This is a genomic window from Enterococcus sp. DIV0167, from assembly GCF_050541555.1.
Lineage (GTDB): Bacteria > Bacillota > Bacilli > Lactobacillales > Enterococcaceae > Enterococcus > Enterococcus faecalis.
Genome location: NZ_CP172933.1, coordinates 354,680 through 380,556, shown reverse-complemented (window position 1 = coordinate 380,556; position 25,877 = coordinate 354,680). Strand labels below are relative to the sequence as shown.

Here is a 25,877-nt window from a genome sequence, read left to right as displayed (position 1 = left end):
AAAAAAGTACGCACTTTTTATTCACCTAGGAAGAAAAAAGTAACCATTACGTGTCACAAGGAGAAACTATGACCACTGATAAACAAACCAGTATCAACTTAGCCCTTTCCACCATTAACGGCAAATGGAAATTATCATTAATGGATGAATTATTCCAAGGAACCAAGCGCAACGGTGAATTGATGCGTGCGCTCGACGGAATCACTCAGCGCGTCCTGACAGATCGCTTGAGAGAAATGGAAAAAGATGGCCTAGTCCATCGAGAATCCTTTAACGAACTACCCCCGCGTGTGGAATATACGCTCACTCCGGAAGGATATGCTCTTTACGATGCCCTCTCTTCACTTTGCCATTGGGGCGAAACATTTGCACAAAAAAGAGGTCGGGACAGAAGTGTTTAACTCCGAGAAATAAGAAGGAATTTCCGAAAATTGTTCTATAATTTTTGGAGAATTTCGGCTTATTTCCGAAGGAGTTGCTTCTGTTCCCGCCGTTTATCAATTTTTAAGCCTGGGACAAAAATCCAAAGTGATTTTTGTCCCAGGCTCTTTTTTTATCTATTTTGGGTATTATGGGTAAACTTAAGATATTTTTGAAGTCCTTCTTGAATTGAATAAACGGGTGAAAAACCTAAGCCTTTCAAAGCAGAACTATCTGAAAGAGAATATTTTATATCGCCATCTCGTTCCTTTTGATAAGAAACTGGCAAAGAAAGTCCCACTAATTGGTTCATTTCTTCAATTAATTGATTAAGGGAAATGGCAACTTCGGTACCCACATTATAAACGTGTCCCAACGCTTCACTTTTGGTTGCTACTAAATCTAATGCAGTTAGGACATCCTCAATGTAGATAAAGTCACGTGTTTGCTGACCATCTCCAAATATTTGAAATTGGCTCGCTTGCCCTTGTTCTAACTGGATATAACGATCCATCAAAATGGACAGGACACCAGAATAGGGTGAAGAAGGATTTTGATTGGGACCATAGACGTTAAAGAAGCGAACTGCGCTCGTGGGTACCCCGTGTAAATGGTATTCATTGAGAACATAACGTTCAGCAGCAAACTTATCAATAGCATAGGGACTCAAAGGGCAAATCACCGAAGTTTCTCTTTTAGGCAACGTTGGCTCTGCACCGTAAACGGCTGCCGACGAAGCAAAAACAAAACGTTTGAGCTCTTTTTGATATTTTTTTATTGATTCCAATATTTTCAATACACTTAAAAAATTGACCTCGTGGGTCTCTAGAGGCTGTGCCACAGAACTTGCCACGCTTGCCACGGCCGCAAGATGAAAGATATACTCAAACGAATGCTTTGAAAGTACTTCGTCCAATAATTGCTGATCCGTCACACTTCCTTTAATAAAAACCAACTGCTCAGTTTGTTGCAAATTTGACACTCGCCCCATGGACAAATCATCAATCACAAAAACTTGATACTGTTGACTATAAAAATTAGCCAAATTAGAACCAATAAAGCCAGCTCCTCCAGTAATTAATAGTTTCTTCACCTCTTTGCTTCCTCTCTTTTTTAATTTAATTCCACTTTTTTCGTGTTATTTTCTCTTTGGAATAAAAAAATGCAATATCGAATGAACACATAACTTACAATAGCCACAGCTAATAAAAGTTCAAAAGTAGACAAAATATTTAGCAGACTCGTTAGGCCTACCTTTTCTGCAAATAAAGGTTTAACTTTGACTAATGCTGTCGCAGAAATCACTAATGGGAATGTAAAGGCAGCATAACTTGGATAGAATGTCACTTGCATAATTTTATATAGATTCACAACTACAATCCCATAAATACATTGAGATAAAATTAGCAAGAAAACAACTAATGGCATATACAAATGACCACCCATTGAAATATAGCCAGCTAAACATAACGAACCTGGCGCTGTCATAATCGTCAATAAAGGAATGGTCGATTCAGGCATTTCTTTCGACTTCGTAATTCTCTTGATTAAAATTGGTAACAAGAGTAAATAAAAGAACAACGCTACCCAAAAAACAATTTTTCCCAACTCATTGATAAACAATTGAGAAGTATTAGGAATAACGCCAATGCCGACAAACGTAATAAACCAGCTTGGATAAATATGTTCCAGTTCGATTTTTGTTGGAAAAATATGCACCGCTACAAAATAAATCATTAAAATAAAATGTAAAATCACTGCGCCAATCCACAACACATTAATCCAAGCAGCATTGGTAAATATCCGATCTAAGAAAACACAGATAACCATTAAAGCCATTGTAAATGTTGGTGATACCGAAGCAATAATTGGATCATCTAAGGTGCTTAATGCATGTTTCATTGTAAAAATAATTTTTAAAATAACTAAAATCATTAAGAGACTGCCAAGTACACAATAAATGGTCCCAATTGTTGCATATCCCAAGGAATAAAGTAAATTCCCCAAAGAAACCATCCCTAAAATTAGTCCGCAAATGGGAATCGGGACTTTCCGCAAGAATTTTTTCGCACTTTCTACCATTATGTAGTCACACTCCGTCTTTATTTATTATTATTGATATTAATCAAAAGTATGTTATTATACTAAATGAAATATTTATATTTGTAAAATAAATATTTGCAATACCAACTATTAAGATAGTAAATAGAAAGAGGCGATTTTATGTTCGAATGGATCAAAACATTTATTGCTGTGTATGAAACCAAAAATTTTAGTGCGGCGGCCAAACAATTGTATATTTCTCAGCCAACTGTTTCTTTGCAAATCAAGAAATTAGAGCAACACTTTTCGATCAAGCTGTTCTATCGTAATGGAAAACAATCGGTTATTCCTACCAAAGAAGCTGATTTTTTATATCCAAAAATGCTCTCGATTATTGAAAGCTTAACTACTTCTTTTGCGCAAGCTGCAGAAAAAGAGAATTTTAAAGAAGACTGCATTATAGCCTCTTCAAATACAGTTGCTATTTATTTATTGCCAGATATTATGGAGAGTTTGGTTACCGCTTTTCCACTCATCAACTTTTCGATTCAACTGATGAATTCAAACGAAGTCGTGGATATGGTTCAAAATAATCATGCCCACATTGGGCTAATTGAAAAACCCATTGAAACCAAAAATCTACACAAAGAAATTGTTTATGAAGACCAACTAGTTCTAGCAGGAGATGCCGCTTCAAAATTTTGGCTCTTAAGAGAAAAGAACTCTGGCTTACGTTTTTTCAATGAGCTTTATCTCAACGAACACAGCATCAACTTACCAATTATCGAATTAAACAACAACGAAGTCCTGTTACAATTGCTAAAAAATAACATTGGGCAATCAATTGTTTCTCGATTATCTATTTCCGATGAGATCCCTTGTCAACCAATTGATCAGTCCTTTGCTTCTCGAAAAATTTTCATTGTCCAGACCGATCACCATGCCAATACTTCCTTCTCTGAAGTTTATAACCGAATCGTTGAAAAAATTCGTGAACGACAAGCCTAAAAAACAGGAGAACGACTTAGCTTTCGCTAAATCGTTTTCCTGTTTTTTATTTATCAGTTTCCTCTACCAATTCAAATTCAAAAGGTTCTAACTCAAATAGTTGGTGTAAAATTTGCTGGGTTTCTTGGAACACTTGTTGTGGCTCTTTACACAAAAGAGTGCTTTGAATGGTCTGTTTTTTTGATTGAAAAAGAATTCTCGTTTCCTCTTCCTTAAATACAACTTGATGAGTTTCCCTTTCAAACATCGTATATTCTTCGAACATTTCCATAACTAATTTTTGACGAAACCCTTCTTTGAGTGCTAATAAAGTTACTAAATCTGCAACCGTTAGCGTTTCTAACGCAATTGTTTCATCTTCTACATGAACAAGATAATTCGTACACTTCACATTCGGACAGGCATTGCAGCCGCCATTAATCAAGTCTGAGGTAGTTGTTATTTTCACCTGTTTCATCTTAATCCTTCTTTCCTACTTTTCGAGAAAAACACAAGGGGTCTCCTCAAAAATATTCAATAAAATATGATTAACTTCTTGAAAGACTTCTTCGTGATTCCGGCATTGTTTTTCCATTACTAAACGCAGATCATTCACAACAAAAGTCAACGTCGTCGCTTGTTGGGAAACATGTATACAACGGTTGCCTTTAACAAAACATTCTGTTTGTTCTTCAATGAATGGTTCTTTTTGATAGCCATATGCTGAAGCGACACATTCCAGGATTTCGTAGATTTCTATTTTTGGAAGTTCATAGCTACAGCTACCGATAACTAGTTGAAAACGGTTCGGCTGTTTTTCATTATTGCTTGCATAATACACTGTTGTCGTTGTCATTTTGCCTCCTTATCTCCTCTATTTTCCTACTCTTATCATAACAAAAAAAGCACGCTTCCCTTATTTAAATTGTTAATAAAGACTATTACAGATTGGTATAACCACACCTAAAAAGTTCGTGATATAATTCACTAAGAAAGAAATATTACAGAAAGAAGAGATGAACGATGAAAGTATTTAACAAAAAAGTCGCAATTATTGGTACTGGTTTTGTTGGCACAAGTATTGCCTATTCCATGATCAACCAAGGGATTGCGAATGAATTAATCTTAGTTGATATTGACAAAGCCAAATCTGAAGGCGAAGCAATTGACTTATTAGATGGTGTGTCTTGGGGTCAAGAAAATGTAAACGTCTGGGCTGGCGACTATCAAGACTGCCAAGATGCCGATATCGTCGTGATTACAGCTGGCGCTAATCAAAAACCTGGGCAAAGTCGTCTAGATTTGGTTTCAATCAATGCAGAAATTATGAAAACAATTGTTAACAATATCATGAAATCTGGTTTTGATGGAATTTTAGTGATTGCCTCAAATCCTGTCGATGTACTGACTTATGTGGCTTGGCAAGCTTCTGGTTTACCTGTTTCAAGAGTAATTGGAACTGGTACAACTTTGGACACAACTCGTTTCCGCAAAGAACTGTCTCAACGTTTAGCGATTGATCCACGCAATGTTCACGGCTATATTATTGGCGAACACGGGGATTCTGAAGTGGCTGTCTGGTCTCATACCATGATTGGAACAAAACCTATTTTAGAAATTGTGGATACGACAGAGCGCTTAACTAGTGACGATTTACCAATCATTTCTGATAAAGTGAAAAATACAGCTTATGAAATTATCGATCGCAAACAAGCGACCTATTATGGGATTGGTATGAGTACTGCACGCATTGTTAAAGCCATTTTAAATAATGAACAAGCTATTTTACCTGTCTCAGCTTACTTAGATGGGCAATATGGGCAACAAGATGTATTTACAGGGATTCCTGCAGTCGTTGGCAATCAAGGTGTGACTGACATTATTGAATTGAATCTGAATGCCGCTGAAAAAGAACTCTTCCAAAAATCAGTGACACAATTAAAACAAGTGATGGCATCGTTACAACCGAACGCTTAGTAATTTTTAACTAAAAATAATACTTCAACTAAATTATTCTCTACCAAAATAGATTCTAATTCCCCTTTATCGTTCTTTTTGGTACCATGAAAGAAGAACTTCAACTAAAGCAGAAATTAGGAGGACAAAAAATGGTAATCCAAGGAGATACGTTAGAAAATAGCGCACGTCGTTTATTGCAAGAACGTGGCGTAACAATGAATGATTTAGCTGAACTTGTGTTATTTTTACAAAAAGATTATATTGACAATTTAACATTAGATACTTGTTTAGAAAGTGTTGATGCCGTGTTAACAAAGCGTGAAGTACACAACGCGATTATTACAGGTGTCCAACTGGATATTCTGGCGGAAGAAAACAAGCTACTCTCACCGTTACAAGAAATTTTAACGGAAGATGAAGGGCTTTATGGCATTGATGAAATTATGGCGCTCTCCATTGTAAATGTTTATGGATCTATCGGTTTTACGAACTATGGGTATATCGACAAGGTAAAACCAGGCATTTTAAAAGAGTTAAATGCGCATGATGGCGAACATGTCCACACATTCTTGGATGATATCGTGGGCGCAATTGCAGCTGCGGCTGCCAGTCGATTGGCTCACTCACAACCAGATTTAAGTGATATTACTAAATAAAAAAACTTGCCTCTTCTCATAAAAATGAAGAGGCAAGTTTTTTTATTTAGTTTTATTTGCTGGACTTCTCACAAGCTTTCTACTTAACAGTAATTATTTGCCGTGTTATGTTACAGTCAAGAATAAACAGCTAAAGGAGGTTATCTAGAAATGAAAAAGTTTTTACGCGTATTTTTAATTTTTATTGGGGTATTTTTTCTTGCAAGTTGCGGTTCAAAAATAGAGACAAAAACCTTTGTAGGTTCGCCACAAGATGGGATTGATTCCACCTTAACCTATACGTACCAAGGAGATAAAGTCTTAACGCAAACGGCTAAAAACATTGTTTCTTATGACAAATTGGGGATTACAAAAGAAGAGGCAAAAACAGCGTTGGAACCCGTTTCTAAACAATATGAGGACATCAAAGGGCTTGATTACAAACTGACCTATGAGGACAAACAAGCCATCGAAAAATTGACGATTAATTATGAAAAACTTGATTATGATAAAGCCAAAAAAGTAGATGGTATCCAGATTGATGGAGATTCTTCTAAGGGAATTAGCATGAAGAAAAGCCAAGAATTGGTGGAGTCACAAGGTTATACAGAACAAAAATAATAAAAAGAAAGCGTGCGACAATGGGCATTGTCGCACGCTTTCTTTTTATTAATTACATTGATGTTGCCATCTTCACTGCTTGAATTGGGTCAAAATGATGGACAGAGTAAACGACTGTACCGGCTTGCCAAACTACTGAGTTTCGATTATAGTCAGTGGTTCCTGCCACGTTCAGTGTGATTTGACCAACGGTATTCGGTGCTGGCAACGTTTCTTGTTCCAAAATGTTGACAACATTTTTCGCTAAATCATCAGGCGATTCACCATTGATATTTGAGGCCCGTACGACTAAACTCCAATTGCCTTCTTGCCAAGATAAGTAACTAGAACCTGCCGCCCCTTGTTTATACCCAGTAATATTGTAACCTAAATCTACTGGTTGACCGCCATTGTCAATGATTTGGTTCACTGCATTTTTTGCTTCGGCATCAGAGCCATATGTTTTTTTCTCAAAAGAACTAATTGGCGTTAACTGATTGACACGTGCATCATTCACCGGAATCGCTTCTTTTTCTGCATAATATAAAACACGGAAATTGTTTTGATCCGCTTGTGAAGTTGTCGCTGCAGTTAAAAAGTTATTCGTTTGACTCGTTAAAATTGCCTGCGGTAAGCCTTGACCAGGAAACATGTTTGCTAGCTGGTTAAGCACTTGCTTGGCTTGGTCATCTGGATTCGCATTTTTCGCGGGTGATTGTTTTTCTGCTGAGCCATTATTTACCGCTTCCTTCGTAGAAGAAGCTGTTGCTTTCGAATCAGCTGTCGTTGTTCCTGACGGTTTCGCATCACTAGATTTCGTTGCTGCTTTGCTACTTGATTCTTTTGTAGCAGATGCTTTTGTACTCTCGACTGTGGTACTTTCCGCAGCACTGGAACGACTATCCGTATTTTCTGTACTTTTTCCGCCGCCGCATGCTGCTAAAGCAAGGGTTAAAAGAAAAGCACTAGAAATAAGCCCTATCTTTTTCATAAGAATTCCTCCTTGTTTTCCCTACCCCTATTGTACCTTAATCATGTGTATCCGTCACTTGTTTGTGTTTCGTTCTAGTTGGTTTAAATAACAGAAAGTGGACGGTAGGATTCGAACCTACACCTCAACATTGAGCAAGAATAAACTACTGTTAGTCTCTATGAGTTTAACACCACGTTCATCCACCTATTTGATTGATCCTTTGTATCATAACTTAGAATAATTAAATTGCCTTTAAGGAGCTTCAAAGATTATATGAAGAATTGTAAAAAATCTGTGACGAAAAAACGATTGAACCAATCAGCAGAGACACTGAGGTTCAATCGTAACCAATTGTTTAATTATCTGAAAAAACTCACAATTCAACGTTAGTCCCTGGTGCTTTTTTGTTTTCCCCTTGTTGTTTTTTTAAGAATATCCCCAGAATGACGGTAATAATAGGGCAAAGCAATGGGAAAAAGGCATACGGTAAGTATTCTAGTGCACCAACTTTTAACGTTCCCATAATGAAGGTACCACTAACTCCCCAAGGAATTAACGAGTTGACTGCCGCCCCAGCATCTGCCAAAGTACGAGTTAAATATTTTTTATCAATACCTAAACGAGTAAATGAGGATTTAAATGTTTCCCCTGGTAAAATAATTGACAAATATTGTTCGCCAACTAGTAAGTTAATTCCCACAGAACTTAAGGCAGTTAAAGCGATTAATTTGGCTGGATTATTCACATAGCCTTTAATTTTATCAATTAAAGTAGCCACGATGTTAAACTTAATCAACAAGCCGCCTAAACCTAATGCCAAAATAATCAACGCAGCAGAACCTAACATGCTTTCAATCCCACCACGAGATAAAAGTGTATCAATACTTTGATCCCCTGTATCTGCCACATAACCACTCATTAAGATGGTAGAAACTTTCGCTAAACTTAGGTGATGATCATTTATAAAAGCTAAGATGACCGCCACTGTAGAGCCGACTAGTAACGTTGGAATAGCCGGTACCTTTTTCCAAGCGAATAAGAATAAAACCGCTACTGGCAACAATGTAATCGGTGAAATCCAGAATCCTTGATGTAACGTTTGGACCATTGCATCAACCGATTGTAAATCCGCCGAACCAGATTGATGTCCCAAGAAGATATAGCCGACAATCGAAATAATAAACGCCGGAATAACAGTGTACATCATGTTTAGTATATGTTCAAAAAGGTTCACGCCACCAATTCCAGCAGCTAAGTTTGTTGTATCAGATAACGGTGAAATGTTGTTCCCCAAAAAGGCACCTGAAACAACTGCACCAGCTGTCATCGCATTGTCGAATCCAAGAATATGTCCAATACCTAGAAAGGCAATCCCCATAGTTGAAACAGTCGTAAAGGAGCTCCCTACCGTCACACCAACTAGTGCACAGACCACAAAAACGGTTGGTAAGAAGAACTTCACTGAGATAATTTTAAAACCATAGACCATAATTGTTGGAATCGTCCCAGACAAGATCCAAGTAGCAACTAAGACACCTATCAGCAAGAAAATAATAATCGGAATGATCCCTGGTTTGATCCCTTCCACAATGCCCTCGTGGATCTCATCCCAAGAAAATCCTTTCCATTTGCCATAAAGCAACAACAACATGAATACAAAAAGAATCGGTATGTGAGGGGTTAATTTTTGACCAATAATTAAGTACCCGAGAATCGCTAACAAGGCAATCAAAATGCCTAAACTTTCAGCGAACGAAACAGTGGGTTTCGTTGATTTCATATGAAAACCTCCTTTTATGGAAAGCGAAAACTGAAGCAATAATCGAACTTGCTTCAGTTTCCAAACGACAATTTACTATAGTCATCAGATGAAGAGGCACTCAGCAAAATAATTGCTAGCCTTTTTATTCACCTAAATCTTCTTTTACTTCCGTTGCCCAACTTGCTTTTTTAAAGCGATTAATGATTAACGGAATCACAAACATGACAATAGTGATTAATGCAACTAAGACTGCATCAGTCACGGTTGTTGTACCTAATGTGGCGAAAATAACAATGATAACACTAAAAATTAACATTGCTGCCACTAAATAAGCTAAGCCATTACCTTTTTTACCAATTCGGTAAGGACGTAGTGTATCTGGTTGAGATTTACGTAATTTAATTAGGGAAATCGCAATCAATACATACACAATACTATAAATAATTGTTGTTGCATTTGTTAAAGTTAAGAATACAGCGTTGACATCATCCATTACCCCATAAAGTAAAGCGAATAATGAGATAACCACAGATTGTGTTAACACAACGTTACGAGAAACGCCATATTTATTTTCGCGATGGAAACCAAATTTTGGTGGCAATAAGCCATCACGAGCAACTTGAATAATTGTTTTTGATGGTCCAGTAACCCAAGCAGATAATTGTAATAACACACCTAAGAAGACCATGAAACTAAAGATATTACCAATAATTGTTGGTAAACCTAAAACGTCACAATAAAGCAAAATTGGTTGTGTAATGTTAGACAATTCCATTTTGCCATTTGGAACAATATTAGCAACAAACATTGCATTAATAACGTTTAATAAAACTAAACCAATTAATGAAATGAAAACGCCTTTTGTATAATTTTTTGTTGCATCTTTCAAACGAGGAATATAAACAGAAGACATTTCAATCCCAACAAAGATAAACGCAATCCCTGCTAGATATTTAAATGTGTCCATATTTTCTAAGTTTGGTAAAACTTTTGACCAAGAGAAGGCACCTAAATAGCCGCCAGGTGTTAAGCCTACTTTAATCATTGAAAGAAGACCTAAAACAAACATAACTAATACTGGGATGTAAACACCTAGCCAAACACCAATATTTCCGCCAACTTTCGCCATGTCAAATTTCAAGTTCAAGATTGTAATAATCCAGTAAATCACTAAGATACAACCTAATACGAACCAATGATTTTCACCTAAATGAACATTACCAAATGTATTACCTAGCAAAGGGCCTAATGTAGAAGCAACCATTACCATTCCTGGGAACATTTGCACCCATAGTAACCAAGCGACAACAAAACCCCATTTGCTACCTAAGGCAGTTTTAACCCAAAGTTGAGGGCCACCTTCTTGAGGAAGCATCGTAGATAATTCACCAGATATCAATGCGATTGGACCAGCAAAGAATAAGACCGCGAAAATTGTGTAAGAAATTAATGTCCAACCAACAGCAGCAAGTGTTGGGATACTACGTACAGTTGCACACAATGCCATTGTTAAACCGATAAAAGTACCTAATTCAATTTTTTTAACTTGTTGTTTATCCAATTTTGTACACTCCTTATAAGATTTTGGATAAGGAGCATGAATGACTGTTATACGCTGAGTAAAACAGTCATTCGACTGCCTCTTACCCAGACAAAGAATTGGTTAAGAGGTTAGCCGTCTGGTTGATTTATCTATTGAATAAATCAACCAGACCAACGTTCCCTCGTTCGGTTACCATTTCTTTTTTCCGTTTAAGATTCAATTATTTTACGTCGTAAATTTGTTCTAATTTTTCTTGTAAAGCAGCTTGAATCTTAGGAGCGTAAACATCAAATTCTTCTTTATCGTTCATGTATGGAGTCATTACAGCAGCACGTAACACAGTTACTTTACCTGCACGGTTCCATTCTTCGTCACTAAATCCTAAGCTGTTTACAAATTTTAATGGGCTGTTGCCATAATCTGGAATAGCAAAGTCAGTATGTGAAGTAATGAATTCGTTGTTGTAAATATTTCCTTTAACGTATGATGCATAGTCATATACATCATGGTTTAATTTGTTCATTGCTACTAAATCATCGTTGCCTTTTTCTTTAAACACATAGTCAACCATGTTGAAGTCTGGATGAGTTAATGTGTGGACTTCGATTTCTTTGTCGCCAACTTTGAATGTTAAATCATTCAAGAAGTTATAGAAATGATGTGATCCTTCAATTGAAGCACCAATTAATTTACCATAACCTGCAACGTTTAAAGGTAAAACGTGATGTGCAGCCCATACAGAAGCAGCTGTTGCACCAGCTTTTGAACCTTCAAGGATATAAGCACCTAGTAATGCAGGAATATCGGCACCTTTTTCAAATACGTAAGTTGCGAAGTAAGAAATAACGTCGCGCATACGGATATCTTGGATAACGATACCACCAGCTGAATAAGGGATATAACCCATTTTATGAGGGTCAATTGTTACTGATTCTGCTAATTCGATTGCTTTATATGCATCATACACTTCTCTTGAAATGTGTTCTTTTTTCTCTTTGAAGACACCGTATTCTTCATGAACATCTTGTAAATCTTCGTAAGGGATGAAGTTGTTGTCTTCGTCTAAGAAGATGGCACGTCCATAACCACCATAAGCAGCATCCACGTGTACATAATAGTAAATACCGTCTTTCATTAATTCATCGCGTAAAGCAATAATTTTATCGATTGAGTCAACGGCACCTTCTTCAGTAGAACCAACTACACCGACAACACCTAGCACTGGAATTTGTTCTTCTGCTAAGCCACGAACGATTTTTTCTAATTCGTTGATATCCATACGGTAGTTATGGTCAACTGGTACTGGGATAACTTGATCTAAACCGATACCGATAATATCAGCAGCTTTTAACCAAGAATAGTGTTTAGTTTGTGGGACTAACCATTTACCGATTGCTTGTAAATGTTTACCTGAACGAGCTGAATGAGCTTTGATTTCATCAATTTCATCTTCAGCTGATTCTAATAAGTCCATAATTTCTTTTGTTGGCATGTTCAATAGTTCCCAATCTGATTTGCCAGCAACTAATTCTGGTTTTACTTCTTTCATAGCAAATGGTAATGATTTAATGTTACGGGCATACCATAAGCCTTCTAAGTTAGCTAAAGAACCATCAGCAACGATGTGTCCCCAACCATTTTTGTAGCTCATTAAGTGAGCAAATTCATGTCCTACTTCTTCTTCCATTTGAGAAGTTGCTGGAGAAGATTCATAGGCAACGTTGTTCCCGTTCCATAGCATTGCAAAGTTGTAAGCTAATAGAGAAGGCATTAATGTTTCTGAATTCATATGTCCCCAATATCTACCTGCTGTATGCCATGGAACTGAATGTGTACGCATGCGAGAAGAGATTTCATTCAATACATCTTTCATATGGTTGACAGTTTTTTCGTAGCTTTCAGATGTGCGTTCTTGAGAAGAGATAACTGGCATGTCTTGTGGCATGTAGTTTTGACGCCATCCTAAATGTTCATCTACTAAGTCGATCAACAAGTCTTTATATAATTGTCCGTTTTCGGCTTTGTCCCCAATGAATAGTGCATTAAGGTTCATTTCGCCTTTTGCTAATTTTTCGTTTTTCATACGAAAATTCCTCCTTACAAATTTTAATGAATTAGATTTTGCATTCACAACTTACACCCAAACGGCTAAAGTGTAAAGAAGAAAAATAACAATGGTTATCATAGCTCTTTAATTTTATAATTTTTTCACAAGGTGTCTTGTCAGAACCATTATATAAAAAAATAAGAGTGGGATTGTGTGTACAATCCCACTCTTATTAGGTGTATTAACGGTTTCACCACTACCTGTAAGGAGAAATAGAATTTTAACTTTGATCAAATAATCACACGTCTTCTCTTCGTGAAATTATTATCAATTTCTAATCCATTACTTTTGCTAAAAAGTAATTTTTCTTCCCTTTCCGTACAACAACGAATTTTCCATCGAAATGTTGTGTTGGATCGACTGCAAAATCTAAATCGGTAACTCGGTCACCGTTAATACTTATAGCTCCTCCGCTCACATCTTCGCGAGCTTGACGTTTTGATGGTTCGATTTCTGTGTCAACTAACCAATCTACAATGTTTTTAGCATCTTTGGTAATTTCAACAGTTGGCACATGTTCTAACCCTTGCTCGATTTCCTCAATCGTTAAGTCTTTAATGTTGCCTGAGAAAAGAGCTTCTGAAATTTTTTGCGCTTCTTCTAATGCTGCATCATCGTGAACAAATCGTGTCACTTCTTCAGCTAAGCGTCTTTGTGCTTCACGTTTACCTGGTTCTTTTTCAACTTTTTCAGCTAACGCATCGATTTCTTCTTTATCTAAGAAAGTAAAGAATTTCAAGTATTTGATGACATCACGATCATCTTGGTTTAACCAGAATTGGTAGAATTCAAATGGTGAGGTTTTCTTAGGATCTAACCAGATAGCGCCACCCGCTGTTTTCCCAAATTTTGTACCATCTGCTTTTAGCATTAAAGGAATGGTTAACCCGAATACTTTGGCTTCTGGTCCTTCTTTTTTACGAATCAAATCTAATCCTGCAGTGATATTGCCCCATTGATCAGCGCCACCAATTTGTAATTGAATATTATGTTTTTTATGCAATGTGTAAAAGTCAATTGATTGAAGAATTTGGTATGTGAATTCTGTAAAGGAAATGCCACTTTCTAAACGACTAGCAACAATGTCTTTTGCCAACATCGTGTTGACATTAAAGTTTTTCCCGTAATCTCTTAAAAAATCTAATAAAGATAGTTCTGATAACCAATCGTAGTTGTTCACCATTGTTACCTCAGCATCTTTACCAAATAATTTTTTCATTTGATTTGAAAGACTGTCCACATTATGTTGCACAGCTTCCATCGTTTGTAAAACACGTTCAGTTGTTCGTCCACTTGGGTCACCAATTGTTCCAGTTCCGCCACCAATTAAAATGTATGGGTGATGACCTGCTAATTGGAATCGTTTCATCATCATAAAAGGAATTAAATGTCCAATATGCATGCTATCTCCAGTTGGATCGACACCGCAATATAGCGAAATGCTCGTATTTTCTGTAAGTTCTCTTAGTCCTTCTTCGTTTGTTTGTTGATTGATTGCATCACGCCATGCTAGCTCGTCAATGATATTCATGTTATCACCCTCCATATTTATAATTATCTCTTTATAGGAAATCGTTCATTTGAATAAACAAACGATTAACACACTTGTTTTTACACGATATTCCGTGTTTATTTCTATGTATACACGGGTTCACGAAATTTTCTTTGGTCTGCCACGTATTCAAAAAAAGAATACAAAAAATCCCTAAGCCGTCAAAACGACTTAGGGACGAATTTCTCGTGGTACCACCCAAATTTATACATAGTTTAATTTATTTAAAATACTATATACCTCTTAACAAATAACGCTGTTACCCGTGCCCTGTAGGCAGAAGCTCAAGAATGTAATTCGATAAATAACGTGTACTAGTTTCCAGCGCCACTAGCTTTCTGTAACAGTGGTTATTTCTCTACTGCTTTTCTGTCATTGCTTTGTATTTAACTTGTACATGTAGCATATTCCTTTTCGTTTTTTTTGTCAACACTCTTTGCTTAATTTTTTTTACTTTTACAAAAGATGTCCCTTTTTCACAAAAATAAAATAACAAATTAACAATAAGATTTATTCGTTTTAACAGCAAATACAGATAAAAAAATAACGAATAAAATTAAAAAATATTCTTTAAAATTTTTTTGACTTTTTTTGTGATTTTCTATACTTTTATAAAATTCCCGAAGAAAAATGACGAACTTCGGATCAGAAGTTCGTCATTTTGTGAAAAACAGTTTTAAAGAATTGGTGAAAATAATCGTGAAATTTGTTGTTTAAAAATCAACCATTTTGACATGTCGCGAACAACTTCTGGAGTCATTGTTGTACATTTTTTTCGATCTTCTAAGAAAATTGCTTCTAATTGATCAATGATTTTTTTATCATATAACACAGCATTTGCTTCAAAGTTTAATTTGTAACTTCGGATATCTTGATTGGCTGAACCAACTGTGCAGACTTCATCATCCATAATCATTGTTTTCGCATGTAAGAAACCACCGTTATAAATTAAAATTTCAATATTTTCTTTCATCAATAAGCGGCCGTAATACTGTGTTGCTCGATAAATAAACGGATGGTCGGGCTTATCTGGAATCATAATTTTAACATCTACTCCTGAAGCCGCAGCAACCTTTAAAGCAGCCAAGACACTATCATCAGGAACTAAATACGGCGTTTGAATCCAGACTCTTTTCTTGGCAGAAGTAATCAATTTAATAAAGGCCAATTTAATTTGTTCACGGTCACTGTTAGGACCACTGGCAATCATCTGAATGGATGTATTTGCCTCTGGCACCAATGCTTCAAGTTTAAAGAAATAATCCAATTGATACGCCACACGATTTTTCTCGGGGGAAGAGACGTTCCAATCCATTAAAAAACGCATTTGCAGTAATGAGGCTGCTGGCCCTTGAATCCGTAAATGTGTATCCCGCCAATAGCCAAACTTTTTAGTCGTTCCGGCATATTGATCGGCAACATTAAAGCCGCCAATGTAGCCTACTTTTCCGTCAATAACAACAATTTTCCGGTGATCATGATAATTCAAACGAAACTTCAAAAGTGCTTTTTGAGAAGTAATAAACGTTTGGACAAAACCACCGTTTTTTTTCAATTCATTCAAATGATGAACCTTGGTGCCCTTTGAGCCAAAGGCATCGTAAAGCAACCGCACTTCAACCCCTTCAGCCGCCTTTTCTTCTAATAAGTTCAAAATTTTGGTGCCGATATGATCCGTTACAAAGGCATAATATTCAATATGAATGGAGTGCTGAGCTTTTTTTATGTCCGCCATCAACGCATTGAATTTTTCCGTACCATCCGTAAAAATTTGAACATCATTTTTCTTAGTCAGAGGCATCCTATTCAACGAGGAAAAAAAGTCTGTAAACTGTTGTTGCTCCTCCGTCGGCATCTTTTGACTATAAAGTTCAAAACTTTCTTCTTGGAAATTCTGAAAATTCTCTAATTCCCGCAAATCACTTTGTTGCAAATAAAATTTCTTTTTGTCGGTTAAACCGCGCCCAAAGAATAAATATAAGAAAAAACCAAAAACGGGTAGAGCAATCAGTACGAGTAGCCATGCCCAAATTGCTGCTACATCTCGAGGTTTTAACAAAATGGTAATTCCCGCAATAATTGCATTAATAAAATAAATAACTGTTAAGACGCTAAGAATCAATTGTCTTCCTCCTTTATTTGTTACGTTTTAGTATACCATCAATTACGGATTTGGAATATCTTTTCTTTAGCGACTTCTGTCTCAAAAAATAAAAAGAGCCCCCATTCTAGTTAGTGATACTAGAATGCGGGGGGGCTTTTTGATGTTTGTTTGAAAGTCTTTTAACTTAATTTCGTGTAAATGGACCTTTAGGAGCAATCAATTCTAAATTTGTACCATCTGGATCGGTAAAGTAAGCGACACCTGTACCAAAACCGCTCTTCAAGCCATCTTCTTCTTGGAATGTAATCGGCTCTCCATCAGGTTCTACGCCAATCGCTCTTAAACGTGCAACAGCTGCATCAATATCTTCCACTTCGAAACACATATGCATTGCACTAATTTGTTCGTTGGAATAAGAAGCTTTTTCTGAGTTTGGTTTAACATATTCTAATAAATCAATATTGATGTTTTCTAGATGCACATTGGCATACTTGATTAATGTATCATCTAACCCTTGTGTTTGGGCCATCCGTTTTCCACCAATTTCATCACGATTTGCGATTTTTGTTCCTGTTAATGCTTCATAAAACTTTACTGATTCATCCAAATTACTGACTGTAATCCCCACGTGGTTGACTACTGAAAAACCTTTAACTGCTTCACTCATTGTATCTCCTCCTAGTTAATTTTTAGAAATCAAACGTGTCTGGATCTGGTCCCACACGTAACGATTCATTCAATTGGTTAATTTGTGCCATTTCTTCTGCACTTAGTTCAAAATCAAAGACCGCTGCATTGCTAATCATCCGTTCTTTGTGGACAGATTTCACGGCTAATAAGATATCTTGTTGAATATCCCAACGTAAAATCACTTGCGCTGCTGATTTATTATGGTTCTCAGCAATCGCCAAAATGGTTTCATTCGATAATAATTGGCCTTGCATCAATGGTGACCAAGCTTGGACTTTGATATCATGTTTTTCACAGAAATCACGCACTTCTTTTTGATCCAATTTTGGATGTAGTTCCACTTGGTTAATTACCGGAACAACTTTTGCATAAGAAAGTAAATCTTCTAAATGATGAACTTGGAAGTTGCTGACACCAATTGCTTTCACTTTTCCTTCAGCATATAAAGTTTCTAAAGCTTGCCATGATTCTTTGTAAGAATTATTTCCTGGCCAATGAATTAAATACAAATCTAAATAATCTAAACCTAAACGTTCCAAACTATCATTGAAAGCTTGAATTGTTTCATCATAGGAAATATGCGCGTTCCAAACTTTCGAGGTAACAAATAAGTCCTCACGGTTCAAACCAGTTACCGCTAAGCCTGCTTTAATTCCCGCTCCTGTGCCAGATTCATTGCCATAGATTTGCGCTGTATCGATTAAACGATAACCATTGATAATCCCTTCTTCGACCACTTTTGCTGTCTCTTCATCTGGTATTTGGAATACCCCGAGACCCATTCCTGGAATTTTAGTGCCGTTGTTTAATGTTACTGTATCTGCTAGTGATGTAATCATTTGATTCGCTCCTTTAACGTTTTCTGATATCATCATATACCGTGCCGTACATGCTGTATAGTACGTACTTTTTCGTTTCATAGGAACCAAAAAGTGCGCTTTTTGTTAAATTCGCTTTTTTAGCCTGAAAAATTTTTAACTTTTTTTATATAACGTACTTTCTCGCTCTTCTAAGCGTAGCATTCTTTAACCGATTTAACTAGTGTATCTCTCACGACACACGACATTTTATGTAAAAAAAGAGAACGCGTACTCCGTCTTCGAAACGTCCTAAGACGCCGACAGAATACCGTTCTCGTGGGTTTGGCACCCAATGGGGGCATAGGGATTCGAACCCTAGACCCTCTGATTAAGAGTCAGATGCTCTAACCAACTGAGCTATGCCCCCGTTGTATAAAATAGCTTTTCAGCTACCTCAATATTGTAGCACTCCGCTATTATTTATACAAGAGGGAATTTTTTTCAGTTGTTATTCTTGTGAAGATTGTTCTTTTTTTACAGGACAAGCTGTTTGACAATCTTCACAACTTTCCCCTTTTTTGATTCGTCGATAGGTGATGATTCCTGCTGTTCCAAAAATTAAAATGGATAAAATAATTGTTGCCATCCGTTATTACCCTCTTTCTAAAGAAGTGATTGCTTGGACACTTTCTTTGCCTGGCTTTGGTTTTCTTATAAGGAAATAAAATCCAGCTAAAACAACACCCATCGCTAAAAAAGTCCCCAGAGTTAGTGTGCCTTTTTCGACTAACACATGGCCCAATTGATAAATCACAAAACTAACCATATAAGCCAAACCGCATTGATAACCAATGGCTCCTAATGTCCATTTGAGGTCTCCCATTTCACGACGAATTGCGCCAATTGCAGCAAAACAAGGTGCACATAATAAGTTAAAAGTTAAGAACGAATAGGCCGCGACTGGCGTAAAGGTGTGTTGCAGTGCGCCCCAGACTTCTACCCCGTTTTCAGAAACATCTTTCACATTGCCAAATAAAATGCCTAAGGTACCAATAATATTTTCTTTCGCTATCAATCCTGTAATTGTGGCAACTGCCCCTTGCCAATTACCCCAGCCTAATGGGATAAATAGCACCGCCAACCCTTTTCCTAGAAATGCTAGAATACTTTGACTTTCTGGAACGGGTTGAAACGTCACAGAATAATGGGACATGAACCAAATGAGAATACTGGAAACAAAAATAATCGTACCTGCTTTTTTTACAAATGAGCGACATCGTTCATAGGCATGCCGAACCACACTTCTAAGCTGTGGCAAATGATAGGCGGGAAGTTCCATAATGAATGGTGCTGGATCTCCCGAAAAATGCTTGGTCTTTTTTAAAGCAATTCCTGATAACACAATGGAAGCAACCCCTAAGAAATAAGCAGAGGGCGAGACCCAACTTTGGTTAGGAAAAAATGCACCTGCAATCAGAGCGATAATTGGCAACTTCGCCGAACACGGCATAAAAGTCGTGACCATAATAGTCATTCGCCGATCGCGTTCGTTTTCAATCGTTCGACTAGCCATCACGCCTGGGACCCCACAACCTGTCGCAATTAACATTGGAATAAACGACTTACCAGATAGGCCGAATTTCCGAAACAAGCGATCCATGACAAAGGCAATCCGTGCCATATAGCCACAATCTTCTAAAAAACCTAAACATAAAAACAGGACGGCCAGTTGTGGTAAAAAGCCTAACACAGCCCCAACACCTGCAATGATCCCATCTAAAATTAAACTTTGCATCCATGGCGCTACTTGCCATTGCGCCAACCAATTTCCCACAAATTGAGGAACCCATTCCCCAAAAAAGACATCGTTTAACCAGTCTGTCCCCATTGTACCAACCGTTTGAATAGACAAGTAATAGACCAACCACATCACAAACGCAAAGATTGGCAACGCCAACCACCGATTGGTTACCACTCGGTCAATCTTATCACTGTGAGTAAATGTCATTTCTGTTTTTTTCGTCGCACACAAAGCAATTAATCGAGCAATAAAGGCATAGCGTTCATTAATGATAATGGCTTCACTTTCATCTTGAAAGATTTTTTCGGTAATTTGTATGACTTCTTCAATTTCTTTTTCTTGAAAAGAACTCAATAATAATTGCTCTTTGGTTCGAACATCTCGTTCAAAAAGTTTTAAACTATACCAACGCTGTTGCGTTTCAGGAACAGTATTTCCTAAAATATCAACAATTTCAGCAAGTGCTGCTTCTAAGCGATTATCATAAGAAGGATAAATAACCTCTGTCTCTATGGCATTCGCTCGCTGCTTACTTTGTTTTAAAGCATGATCCAACCCACGATTCTTCAAAGCACTAATCTCAACGACAGGCACGCCTAAGCCATAACTTAACTTTTCACTATTCAATGTTTGGCCGTTTTTTTCCAACAAATCCATCATATTTAACGCACAAACAACCGGTAATCCAGTTTCAATTAATTGTGTTGTTAAATAAAGATTCCGTTCCAAATTGGTCACATCGAGAATATTCAAAATCACTGAAGGTTGGTCCTCCAAAAGATAATCTCGTGCCACAATTTCTTCAGGCGTATAAGGAGAAAGAGAGTAAATCCCTGGCAAATCTTGAATAATGAGTGTCTTATCTTTCTTTGCCACCCCCTCTTTGCGTTCCACAGTCACCCCTGGCCAGTTTCCAACATATTGGTTGGCTCCTGTTAACATATTGAACGTTGTCGTTTTACCGCTATTAGGGTTGCCGGCTAGTGCAATTTGCTGAGTCATTCGCTTTCCTCCTTTTCAACCAAGATTAGTTCCGCTTCACTTTTTCGTAACGTTAGTTCGTAGCCACGTACATTGATTTCAATTGGATCAGCTAAAGGAGCTACTTTACGAATAAAAATTACTGTTCCTTTTGTTAAGCCCATGTCCATCAACCGACGTTTCACCGCTCCTTGTCCGTGGATCCCTACTGTTGTAGCGCGTTCTCCAACTTTCAAGGTATCCAAGGAGACCCAAACTTTCTCATTCACCGAGCGCTCCTCCACATGAATCGCTTGTAAAATCGTATCTGTCAGCGCAATTCGACTATTATGTAATAAAACAATACCATTTTGATTCTGATAATTGACAAGGACAACTGCTTGGCCTGCAACGACACCTAAATTGTTCAGATGTTTCTTTGTCTGAACATCTGCTTGGACGCTTTCGACTGTATAGACTTTACCAACTTCTGCCTGCGCTAACGTAATCATTTACTTTCCTCCATGTGAAAAAGTTTCAAACGAAAATGAGAATCGTTCTCAATTAAAAGAATACGCTTGCTTACACGGAAAGTCAATGAATTTCTGGATGTATCTCCTGTTTTCTTCTATTTTCCTTCTATATAGAGACACTTTTTTCAGGTTACCATTTTTGAAAAAAGTCAGCTCTTGTTTTTTATGTTACTAGCTACTATAAAATTCCACTCATTCAATAACAAATCCGCTTATTTTTTCTTCTTGTGCCTAACTCAAATGTCAACACAATATTTAGTGTTTTTTCACTAAATGTTCTCTTTCAAAATTTTAATTTTTTTGTTTGTCAAACACTGACCAATGTGTTTTTTCTCCCAAAAACGAGGATTCACGTGTTTTCATTTTTCTTTCAAAAACACAAAAACTAGTATTATGAGAAAAACGCACCACAATATATAGTGTTAAAGTGTTGACTTTTTTCTACATAGATTTATACTAGTCTATGTAGAAAAAAAGAGGAGGAACTTTCAATGAACGTAAAAATCTTTTCAAAAAATAACTGTATCCAATGTAAAATGGCGAAACGTTTCCTAAGTGAAAATAACATCGCTTTTGAAGAAATCAATATCGACGCACAACCAGATGCTATCGACTGGTTAAAAGAACAAGGGTTCCAAAGCGTACCGGTAATCACATCTGAAGCAACAACCGTTGTTGGCTTCCGTCCAGACCAATTAAAACAATTGGCTAGCTAAGATGAAACTTGTTTATTTTTCAGTCACCGGTCAAACAAGGCGCTTTATTAAAAAATTGGATTTGCCTGCTTATGAACTTGAGCCAGCGAATCCTTTTTTTGAAATAAATGAGCCTTTTATTCTTGTCATTCCTACCTATGATGCAGAAATTACAGAGGTAGTGAATGACTTTCTTGATTATAAAAGTAACCAAGAACTGTTAGTTGGTGTAGCTGGTGGGGGCAACCGTAATTTTGCTGAATTATTTGTCTATACCGCCAAAGATATTGCCCGCGATTACCACGTTCCGCTTCTATACTCCTTTGAGTTTAGCGGAACAGACGAAGACGTGGAGACCTTTAAGAAAGTAGTGGAAGAAATTGAGTCTAAAAGAAATTAAAGATGTCAGCTATTTCAAACTGAATAACGAGATTAACCGTCCTGTTGATGGTCAAATCCCTTTAAATAAAGATAAAGAAGCACTCGCAGCCTTCTTTAAAGAAAATGTAGAACCGAATACACGTAAATTCAGCTCTGCTGAAGAAAAAATCAACTTTTTAATGAAAGAAGATTTTATTGAAACTGAATTCATCGAAAAATATTCAATGGACTTTATTGAAAAATTATATGCTTTCTTAGATGAACAACATTTCCAATTCAAGTCTTTCATGGCGGCTTATAAATTTTATTCTCAATACGCTTTAAAGAACAACGCCGGAACAGAGTATTTAGAAACATATGAAGATCGGGTTGCCTTTAATGCCTTGTATTTTGCGGATGGCGATGAAGAGTTGGCTTTAACATTGGCGGATGAAATGATCCATCAACGGTATCAACCAGCCACACCTTCTTTCTTAAACGCTGGGCGTAAACGTCGAGGTGAATTGGTTTCTTGTTTCTTAGTTCAAGTAACAGATGATATGAATAGCATTGGGCGTTCAATTAATTCTGCCCTTCAATTATCACGAATCGGCGGTGGCGTAGGGATTACTCTTTCAAACTTACGTGAAGCGGGCGCACCAATCAAAGGTTATGATGGCGCAGCAAGTGGTGTTGTCCCTGTTATGAAATTATTTGAAGATAGCTTTAGCTACTCTAACCAACTAGGTCAACGTCAAGGTGCTGGTGTGGTTTATCTAAACGTCTTCCATCCAGATATTGAAATGTTCTTATCTGCTAAAAAAGAAAACGCTGATGAAAAAATCCGTGTAAAAACGTTGTCTCTTGGTGTTATTGTTCCAGATAAATTTTACGAATTAACGCGTAACAACGAAGATATGTATTTATTTAGTCCTTATAGTGTGGAACGTGAATATGGTGTACCTTATTCCTATGTAGATATTACCAAAGAATATGATAACCTAGTGGCCAATCCAAACATACGTAAACGTAAAATTAAAGCCCGTGACTTAGAAAATGAAATTTCTAAATTACAACAAGAATCTGGCTATCCTTATATCATCAATATTGATACAGCTAACAAAAACAATCCGATTGATGGCAAGATTATCATGAGTAACTTATGTTCTGAAATTCTTCAAGTTCAAACGCCTTCTGTTATTAATGGGAAACAAGAATATGAAGTTTTAGGAACAGATATTAGTTGTAACTTAGGTTCAACTAACATTGTTAATTTAATGGAAAGTCCTGACTTTGGAAAATCTGTCCGCGCTATGACGCGTGCGTTAACTTTTGTAACAGATGCTTCTGAAATTGATGTCGTGCCAACTATCCAAAATGGAAATCGTTTAAGCCATACAATCGGACTAGGCGCAATGGGCTTACACACCTTCTTCGCTAAAAATCATATGGAATACGGCTCTGAAGAATCATTAGACTTTACAGACATTTATTTCATGTTATTAAATTACTGGACTTTAATGGAAAGTAACCAAATTGCGAAAGAACGTAACCAAGTCTTCCATAATTTTGAAAAATCAGATTATGCTTCTGGTGCTTACTTCGATAAATATATTGAAGGCAATTTTACACCAAAATTTGATAAAGTGAAAGAAATCTTCAAAGACATTCAGATTCCAACGGCTGAAGATTGGGCTGCGTTACGCGATGCTGTGAAAAAAGATGGTCTTTATCATCAAAATCGTTTAGCCGTAGCGCCAAATGGTTCAATTTCATATATTAATGATACTAGTGCCAGCATTCATCCAATTACTCGCATGATTGAAGAACGTCAAGAGAAGAAAATTGGTAAGATTTACTATCCAGCGCCTTATTTAGCTAATGATACAATCCCTTACTATACTTCTGCTTACGACATGGATATGCGCAAAGTGATTGATGTCTACGCAACAGCGCAACAACACGTTGATCAAGGAATGAGTTTAACCTTGTTTATGCGTTCAGAAATCCCTGAAGGCTTGTATGAATGGAAAGAAACACCAAAACAAACAACCCGTGACTTGAACATTTTACGTCATTATGCGTTCAACAAAGGGATTAAATCAATTTACTATATTCGTACATTTACAGATGATGCTGAAGAAATTGGCAGCAATCAATGTGAGTCTTGCGTGATTTAATGAAAAGCACTTAAATAAGGCGTTCTGCTTGAGCGTCTTATTTTTTAGGAATGTTCTCTTTTTAAACAGGACATTTTCAGATATACTGGACAAAGAAGAACGGCTGCACGCTCCTATTTGGACTCTGTAGAACGTTTTAAGCGAAGAAACGAGACAACTAGTCAAACAGACTGCTGTCCCAGCATACAGGAGGAATAACCATGGCAACGTATTATGAAGCAATTAACTGGAACGCCATTGAAGACGTCATTGATAAATCCACTTGGGAAAAATTAACCGAACAATTTTGGTTAGATACACGGATTCCGTTATCCAATGACTTAGATGATTGGCGGACTCTTTCCGATTTAGAAAAAACTACTGTCGGCTACGTCTTCGGCGGTTTAACTTTATTAGATACTGTTCAATCAGAAAGCGGCATGGATCAACTGAGAAATGATGTGCGGACGCCCCATGAAGAAGCCGTCTTAAATAACATCCAATTCATGGAATCTGTCCATGCCAAAAGTTATTCTTCTATCTTCAGTACATTAAATACAAAAAAAGAGATTGATGATATTTTTGAGTGGACAAATACCAATAAACATCTGCAATATAAAGCAGAACGGATTAACGAAATTTATAAAAACGGTACTCCGTTAGAGAAAAAAATTGCTAGTGTATTTTTAGAAACGTTTTTATTCTATTCTGGGTTCTACACTCCCCTTTACTATTTAGGAAACAATAAACTAGCGAACGTCGCTGAAATTATTAAATTGATTATCCGTGATGAATCAGTGCACGGCACGTATATTGGCTATAAATTCCAATTAGGATTTAATGAATTACCAGAAGATGAGCAAGATAAACTAAAAGACTGGATGTATAATTTACTTTACGAATTGTACGAAAACGAAGAACGTTATACAGAAGAATTATATGATGACTTAGGTTGGACCGAAGAAGTAAAAACCTTTTTACGTTACAACGCCAACAAAGCTTTAATGAACTTAGGTATGGATCCCTTATTTGCGGATACAGCCAATGATGTGAACCCGATTGTAATGAATGGTATTTCGACAGGAACTAGCAACCATGACTTCTTCTCTCAAGTAGGAAATGGCTATTTACTAGGAACAGTTGAAGCCATGAAAGATGATGACTATCTTTACGGTTTAGATAAATAGCAAAAAG

24 protein-coding genes, 1 tRNA gene and 1 other annotated feature are annotated in these 25,877 nt (G+C 36.9%); of the genes, 9 read left to right on the top strand and 16 right to left on the bottom strand.

The window, feature by feature from the left end; translation table 11 throughout:
• Nucleotides 1-50: 50 nt before the first annotated feature.
• Complete coding sequence (locus tag IGM09_RS01930) at nt 51-401, top strand: winged helix-turn-helix transcriptional regulator (protein ID WP_002409129.1); 351 nt, start codon at nt 51-53, stop codon at nt 399-401.
• Between the two features lie 152 nt (nt 402-553).
• Here the strand turns inward: IGM09_RS01930 and IGM09_RS01925 are convergent, their stop codons facing one another.
• Both IGM09_RS01925 and IGM09_RS01920 read right to left on the bottom strand, forming a co-directional pair.
• Nucleotides 554-1,513 (bottom strand): GDP-mannose 4,6-dehydratase, encoded by a 960-nt coding sequence (locus IGM09_RS01925; protein ID WP_033624811.1) that lies wholly within the window; start codon nt 1,511-1,513, stop codon nt 554-556.
• A 20-nt stretch (nt 1,514-1,533) separates the two neighbouring features.
• The gene (locus tag IGM09_RS01920) at nt 1,534-2,502 is read right to left on the bottom strand and encodes a TDT family transporter (protein WP_002355462.1); all 969 of its coding nucleotides are present in this window, start codon (nt 2,500-2,502) and stop codon (nt 1,534-1,536) included.
• Nucleotides 2,503-2,643: 141 nt separating this feature from the next.
• Here IGM09_RS01920 and IGM09_RS01915 point away from each other — a divergent pair, with 141 nt between their 5' ends.
• Nucleotides 2,644-3,471 (top strand): LysR family transcriptional regulator, encoded by an 828-nt coding sequence (locus IGM09_RS01915; protein WP_010713921.1) that lies wholly within the window; start codon nt 2,644-2,646, stop codon nt 3,469-3,471.
• Between the two features lie 46 nt (nt 3,472-3,517).
• Here the strand turns inward: IGM09_RS01915 and IGM09_RS01910 are convergent, their stop codons facing one another.
• Together IGM09_RS01910 and IGM09_RS01905 are read right to left on the bottom strand one after the other, a co-directional pair.
• Nucleotides 3,518-3,928: a DUF4809 family protein gene (locus IGM09_RS01910; protein WP_002367972.1), complete on the bottom strand. Its 411-nt coding sequence runs from the start codon at nt 3,926-3,928 to the stop codon at nt 3,518-3,520.
• 15 nt (nt 3,929-3,943) lie between these two features.
• Complete coding sequence (locus IGM09_RS01905; RefSeq protein ID WP_002363122.1) at nt 3,944-4,306, bottom strand: DUF4809 family protein; 363 nt, start codon at nt 4,304-4,306, stop codon at nt 3,944-3,946.
• Between the two features lie 167 nt (nt 4,307-4,473).
• Here IGM09_RS01905 and IGM09_RS01900 point away from each other — a divergent pair, with 167 nt between their 5' ends.
• The 3 genes from IGM09_RS01900 to IGM09_RS01890 all read left to right on the top strand — a co-directional run bounded on the left by IGM09_RS01900 (nt 4,474) and on the right by IGM09_RS01890 (nt 6,665).
• Nucleotides 4,474-5,427, top strand: coding sequence for an L-lactate dehydrogenase (locus IGM09_RS01900; protein WP_002358635.1), 954 nt, complete (start codon nt 4,474-4,476; stop codon nt 5,425-5,427).
• 131 nt (nt 5,428-5,558) lie between these two features.
• Entirely contained in the window at nt 5,559-6,065 is a 507-nt protein-coding gene (locus tag IGM09_RS01895) for a phosphatidylglycerophosphatase A family protein (protein ID WP_002355457.1), read from the top strand.
• A gap of 150 nt (nt 6,066-6,215) precedes the next feature.
• Nucleotides 6,216-6,665, top strand: a complete 450-nt coding sequence (locus IGM09_RS01890; protein WP_002355456.1) for a YehR family lipoprotein — start codon at nt 6,216-6,218, stop codon at nt 6,663-6,665.
• Between the two features lie 52 nt (nt 6,666-6,717).
• Here IGM09_RS01890 and IGM09_RS01885 read toward each other — a convergent pair whose 3' ends face one another.
• The 12 genes from IGM09_RS01885 to IGM09_RS01830 all read right to left on the bottom strand — a co-directional run bounded on the left by IGM09_RS01885 (nt 6,718) and on the right by IGM09_RS01830 (nt 21,448).
• Nucleotides 6,718-7,635, bottom strand: coding sequence for a hypothetical protein (locus tag IGM09_RS01885; protein WP_033624809.1), 918 nt, complete (start codon nt 7,633-7,635; stop codon nt 6,718-6,720).
• A 355-nt stretch (nt 7,636-7,990) separates the two neighbouring features.
• On the bottom strand, nt 7,991-9,397 hold the full coding sequence (nhaC, locus tag IGM09_RS01880) for a Na+/H+ antiporter NhaC (protein ID WP_002363118.1): 1,407 nt from the start codon (nt 9,395-9,397) through the stop codon (nt 7,991-7,993).
• Between the two features lie 124 nt (nt 9,398-9,521).
• Nucleotides 9,522-10,940, bottom strand: a complete 1,419-nt coding sequence (gene tyrP / locus IGM09_RS01875; RefSeq protein WP_002355453.1) for a tyrosine-tyramine antiporter — start codon at nt 10,938-10,940, stop codon at nt 9,522-9,524.
• A 202-nt stretch (nt 10,941-11,142) separates the two neighbouring features.
• Complete coding sequence (gene tdc / locus IGM09_RS01870; RefSeq protein ID WP_002355450.1) at nt 11,143-13,005, bottom strand: tyrosine decarboxylase; 1,863 nt, start codon at nt 13,003-13,005, stop codon at nt 11,143-11,145.
• Between the two features lie 298 nt (nt 13,006-13,303).
• Nucleotides 13,304-14,560: a tyrosine--tRNA ligase gene (gene tyrS / locus IGM09_RS01865; protein WP_002355444.1), complete on the bottom strand. Its 1,257-nt coding sequence runs from the start codon at nt 14,558-14,560 to the stop codon at nt 13,304-13,306.
• 191 nt (nt 14,561-14,751) lie between these two features.
• Nucleotides 14,752-14,966, bottom strand: a binding site (T-box leader).
• A gap of 291 nt (nt 14,967-15,257) precedes the next feature.
• A complete protein-coding gene (gene cls, locus IGM09_RS01860) occupies nt 15,258-16,703 on the bottom strand; it encodes a cardiolipin synthase (RefSeq protein WP_002355443.1) in 1,446 nt (481 codons plus the stop codon).
• A gap of 166 nt (nt 16,704-16,869) precedes the next feature.
• Nucleotides 16,870-17,352, bottom strand: coding sequence for a VOC family protein (locus IGM09_RS01855; protein WP_033624808.1), 483 nt, complete (start codon nt 17,350-17,352; stop codon nt 16,870-16,872).
• A gap of 22 nt (nt 17,353-17,374) precedes the next feature.
• Entirely contained in the window at nt 17,375-18,250 is an 876-nt protein-coding gene (locus tag IGM09_RS01850) for an aldo/keto reductase (protein ID WP_033921793.1), read from the bottom strand.
• 278 nt (nt 18,251-18,528) lie between these two features.
• A tRNA-Lys gene (locus IGM09_RS01845) sits at nt 18,529-18,602 on the bottom strand.
• Between the two features lie 81 nt (nt 18,603-18,683).
• On the bottom strand, nt 18,684-18,821 hold the full coding sequence (locus IGM09_RS01840; RefSeq protein WP_002355364.1) for a hypothetical protein: 138 nt from the start codon (nt 18,819-18,821) through the stop codon (nt 18,684-18,686).
• A gap of 6 nt (nt 18,822-18,827) precedes the next feature.
• Nucleotides 18,828-20,978 (bottom strand): ferrous iron transport protein B, encoded by a 2,151-nt coding sequence (gene feoB / locus IGM09_RS01835; RefSeq protein WP_002355363.1) that lies wholly within the window; start codon nt 20,976-20,978, stop codon nt 18,828-18,830.
• Nucleotides 20,975-21,448, bottom strand: a complete 474-nt coding sequence (locus IGM09_RS01830) for a ferrous iron transport protein A (RefSeq protein ID WP_033597419.1) — start codon at nt 21,446-21,448, stop codon at nt 20,975-20,977. The genes feoB and IGM09_RS01830 overlap by 4 nt, the downstream gene beginning before the upstream one ends.
• 512 nt (nt 21,449-21,960) lie before the next feature.
• Here IGM09_RS01830 and IGM09_RS01825 point away from each other — a divergent pair.
• The 4 genes from IGM09_RS01825 to nrdF all read left to right on the top strand — a co-directional run bounded on the left by IGM09_RS01825 (nt 21,961) and on the right by nrdF (nt 25,870).
• Nucleotides 21,961-22,185 (top strand): redoxin NrdH, encoded by a 225-nt coding sequence (locus IGM09_RS01825; RefSeq protein ID WP_002355360.1) that lies wholly within the window; start codon nt 21,961-21,963, stop codon nt 22,183-22,185.
• A 1-nt stretch (nt 22,186) separates the two neighbouring features.
• Nucleotides 22,187-22,564 (top strand): class Ib ribonucleoside-diphosphate reductase assembly flavoprotein NrdI, encoded by a 378-nt coding sequence (gene nrdI, locus IGM09_RS01820; RefSeq protein ID WP_002355359.1) that lies wholly within the window; start codon nt 22,187-22,189, stop codon nt 22,562-22,564.
• Nucleotides 22,545-24,704, top strand: coding sequence for a class 1b ribonucleoside-diphosphate reductase subunit alpha (gene nrdE / locus IGM09_RS01815; RefSeq protein WP_002355358.1), 2,160 nt, complete (start codon nt 22,545-22,547; stop codon nt 24,702-24,704). Before nrdI ends, nrdE begins: the two co-directional genes overlap by 20 nt.
• A 200-nt stretch (nt 24,705-24,904) precedes the next feature.
• Entirely contained in the window at nt 24,905-25,870 is a 966-nt protein-coding gene (nrdF, locus tag IGM09_RS01810; RefSeq protein WP_002355357.1) for a class 1b ribonucleoside-diphosphate reductase subunit beta, read from the top strand.
• The last annotated feature ends 7 nt before the right edge of the window (nt 25,871-25,877 follow it).

What these genes read in the sequence shown, in the direction of transcription:
- IGM09_RS01920 (WP_002355462.1), bottom strand. Translation starts at nt 2,502, where the DNA reads ATGGTAGAAAGTGCGAAAAAATTCTTGCGGAAAGTCCCGATTCCCATT.
- IGM09_RS01915 (WP_010713921.1), top strand. Translation starts at nt 2,644, where the DNA reads ATGTTCGAATGGATCAAAACATTTATTGCTGTGTATGAAACCAAAAAT.
- IGM09_RS01910 (WP_002367972.1), bottom strand. Translation starts at nt 3,928, where the DNA reads ATGAAACAGGTGAAAATAACAACTACCTCAGACTTGATTAATGGCGGC.
- IGM09_RS01905 (WP_002363122.1), bottom strand. Translation starts at nt 4,306, where the DNA reads ATGACAACGACAACAGTGTATTATGCAAGCAATAATGAAAAACAGCCG.
- IGM09_RS01900 (WP_002358635.1), top strand. Translation starts at nt 4,474, where the DNA reads ATGAAAGTATTTAACAAAAAAGTCGCAATTATTGGTACTGGTTTTGTT.
- IGM09_RS01895 (WP_002355457.1), top strand. Translation starts at nt 5,559, where the DNA reads ATGGTAATCCAAGGAGATACGTTAGAAAATAGCGCACGTCGTTTATTG.
- IGM09_RS01890 (WP_002355456.1), top strand. Translation starts at nt 6,216, where the DNA reads ATGAAAAAGTTTTTACGCGTATTTTTAATTTTTATTGGGGTATTTTTT.
- IGM09_RS01885 (WP_033624809.1), bottom strand. Translation starts at nt 7,635, where the DNA reads ATGAAAAAGATAGGGCTTATTTCTAGTGCTTTTCTTTTAACCCTTGCT.
- nhaC (WP_002363118.1), bottom strand. Translation starts at nt 9,397, where the DNA reads ATGAAATCAACGAAACCCACTGTTTCGTTCGCTGAAAGTTTAGGCATT.
- tdc (WP_002355450.1), bottom strand. Translation starts at nt 13,005, where the DNA reads ATGAAAAACGAAAAATTAGCAAAAGGCGAAATGAACCTTAATGCACTA.
- tyrS (WP_002355444.1), bottom strand. Translation starts at nt 14,560, where the DNA reads ATGAATATCATTGACGAGCTAGCATGGCGTGATGCAATCAATCAACAA.
- IGM09_RS01855 (WP_033624808.1), bottom strand. Translation starts at nt 17,352, where the DNA reads ATGAGTGAAGCAGTTAAAGGTTTTTCAGTAGTCAACCACGTGGGGATT.
- IGM09_RS01850 (WP_033921793.1), bottom strand. Translation starts at nt 18,250, where the DNA reads ATGATGATATCAGAAAACGTTAAAGGAGCGAATCAAATGATTACATCA.
- IGM09_RS01840 (WP_002355364.1), bottom strand. Translation starts at nt 18,821, where the DNA reads ATGGCAACAATTATTTTATCCATTTTAATTTTTGGAACAGCAGGAATC.
- feoB (WP_002355363.1), bottom strand. Translation starts at nt 20,978, where the DNA reads ATGACTCAGCAAATTGCACTAGCCGGCAACCCTAATAGCGGTAAAACG.
- IGM09_RS01830 (WP_033597419.1), bottom strand. Translation starts at nt 21,448, where the DNA reads ATGATTACGTTAGCGCAGGCAGAAGTTGGTAAAGTCTATACAGTCGAA.
- IGM09_RS01825 (WP_002355360.1), top strand. Translation starts at nt 21,961, where the DNA reads ATGAACGTAAAAATCTTTTCAAAAAATAACTGTATCCAATGTAAAATG.
- nrdI (WP_002355359.1), top strand. Translation starts at nt 22,187, where the DNA reads ATGAAACTTGTTTATTTTTCAGTCACCGGTCAAACAAGGCGCTTTATT.
- nrdF (WP_002355357.1), top strand. Translation starts at nt 24,905, where the DNA reads ATGGCAACGTATTATGAAGCAATTAACTGGAACGCCATTGAAGACGTC.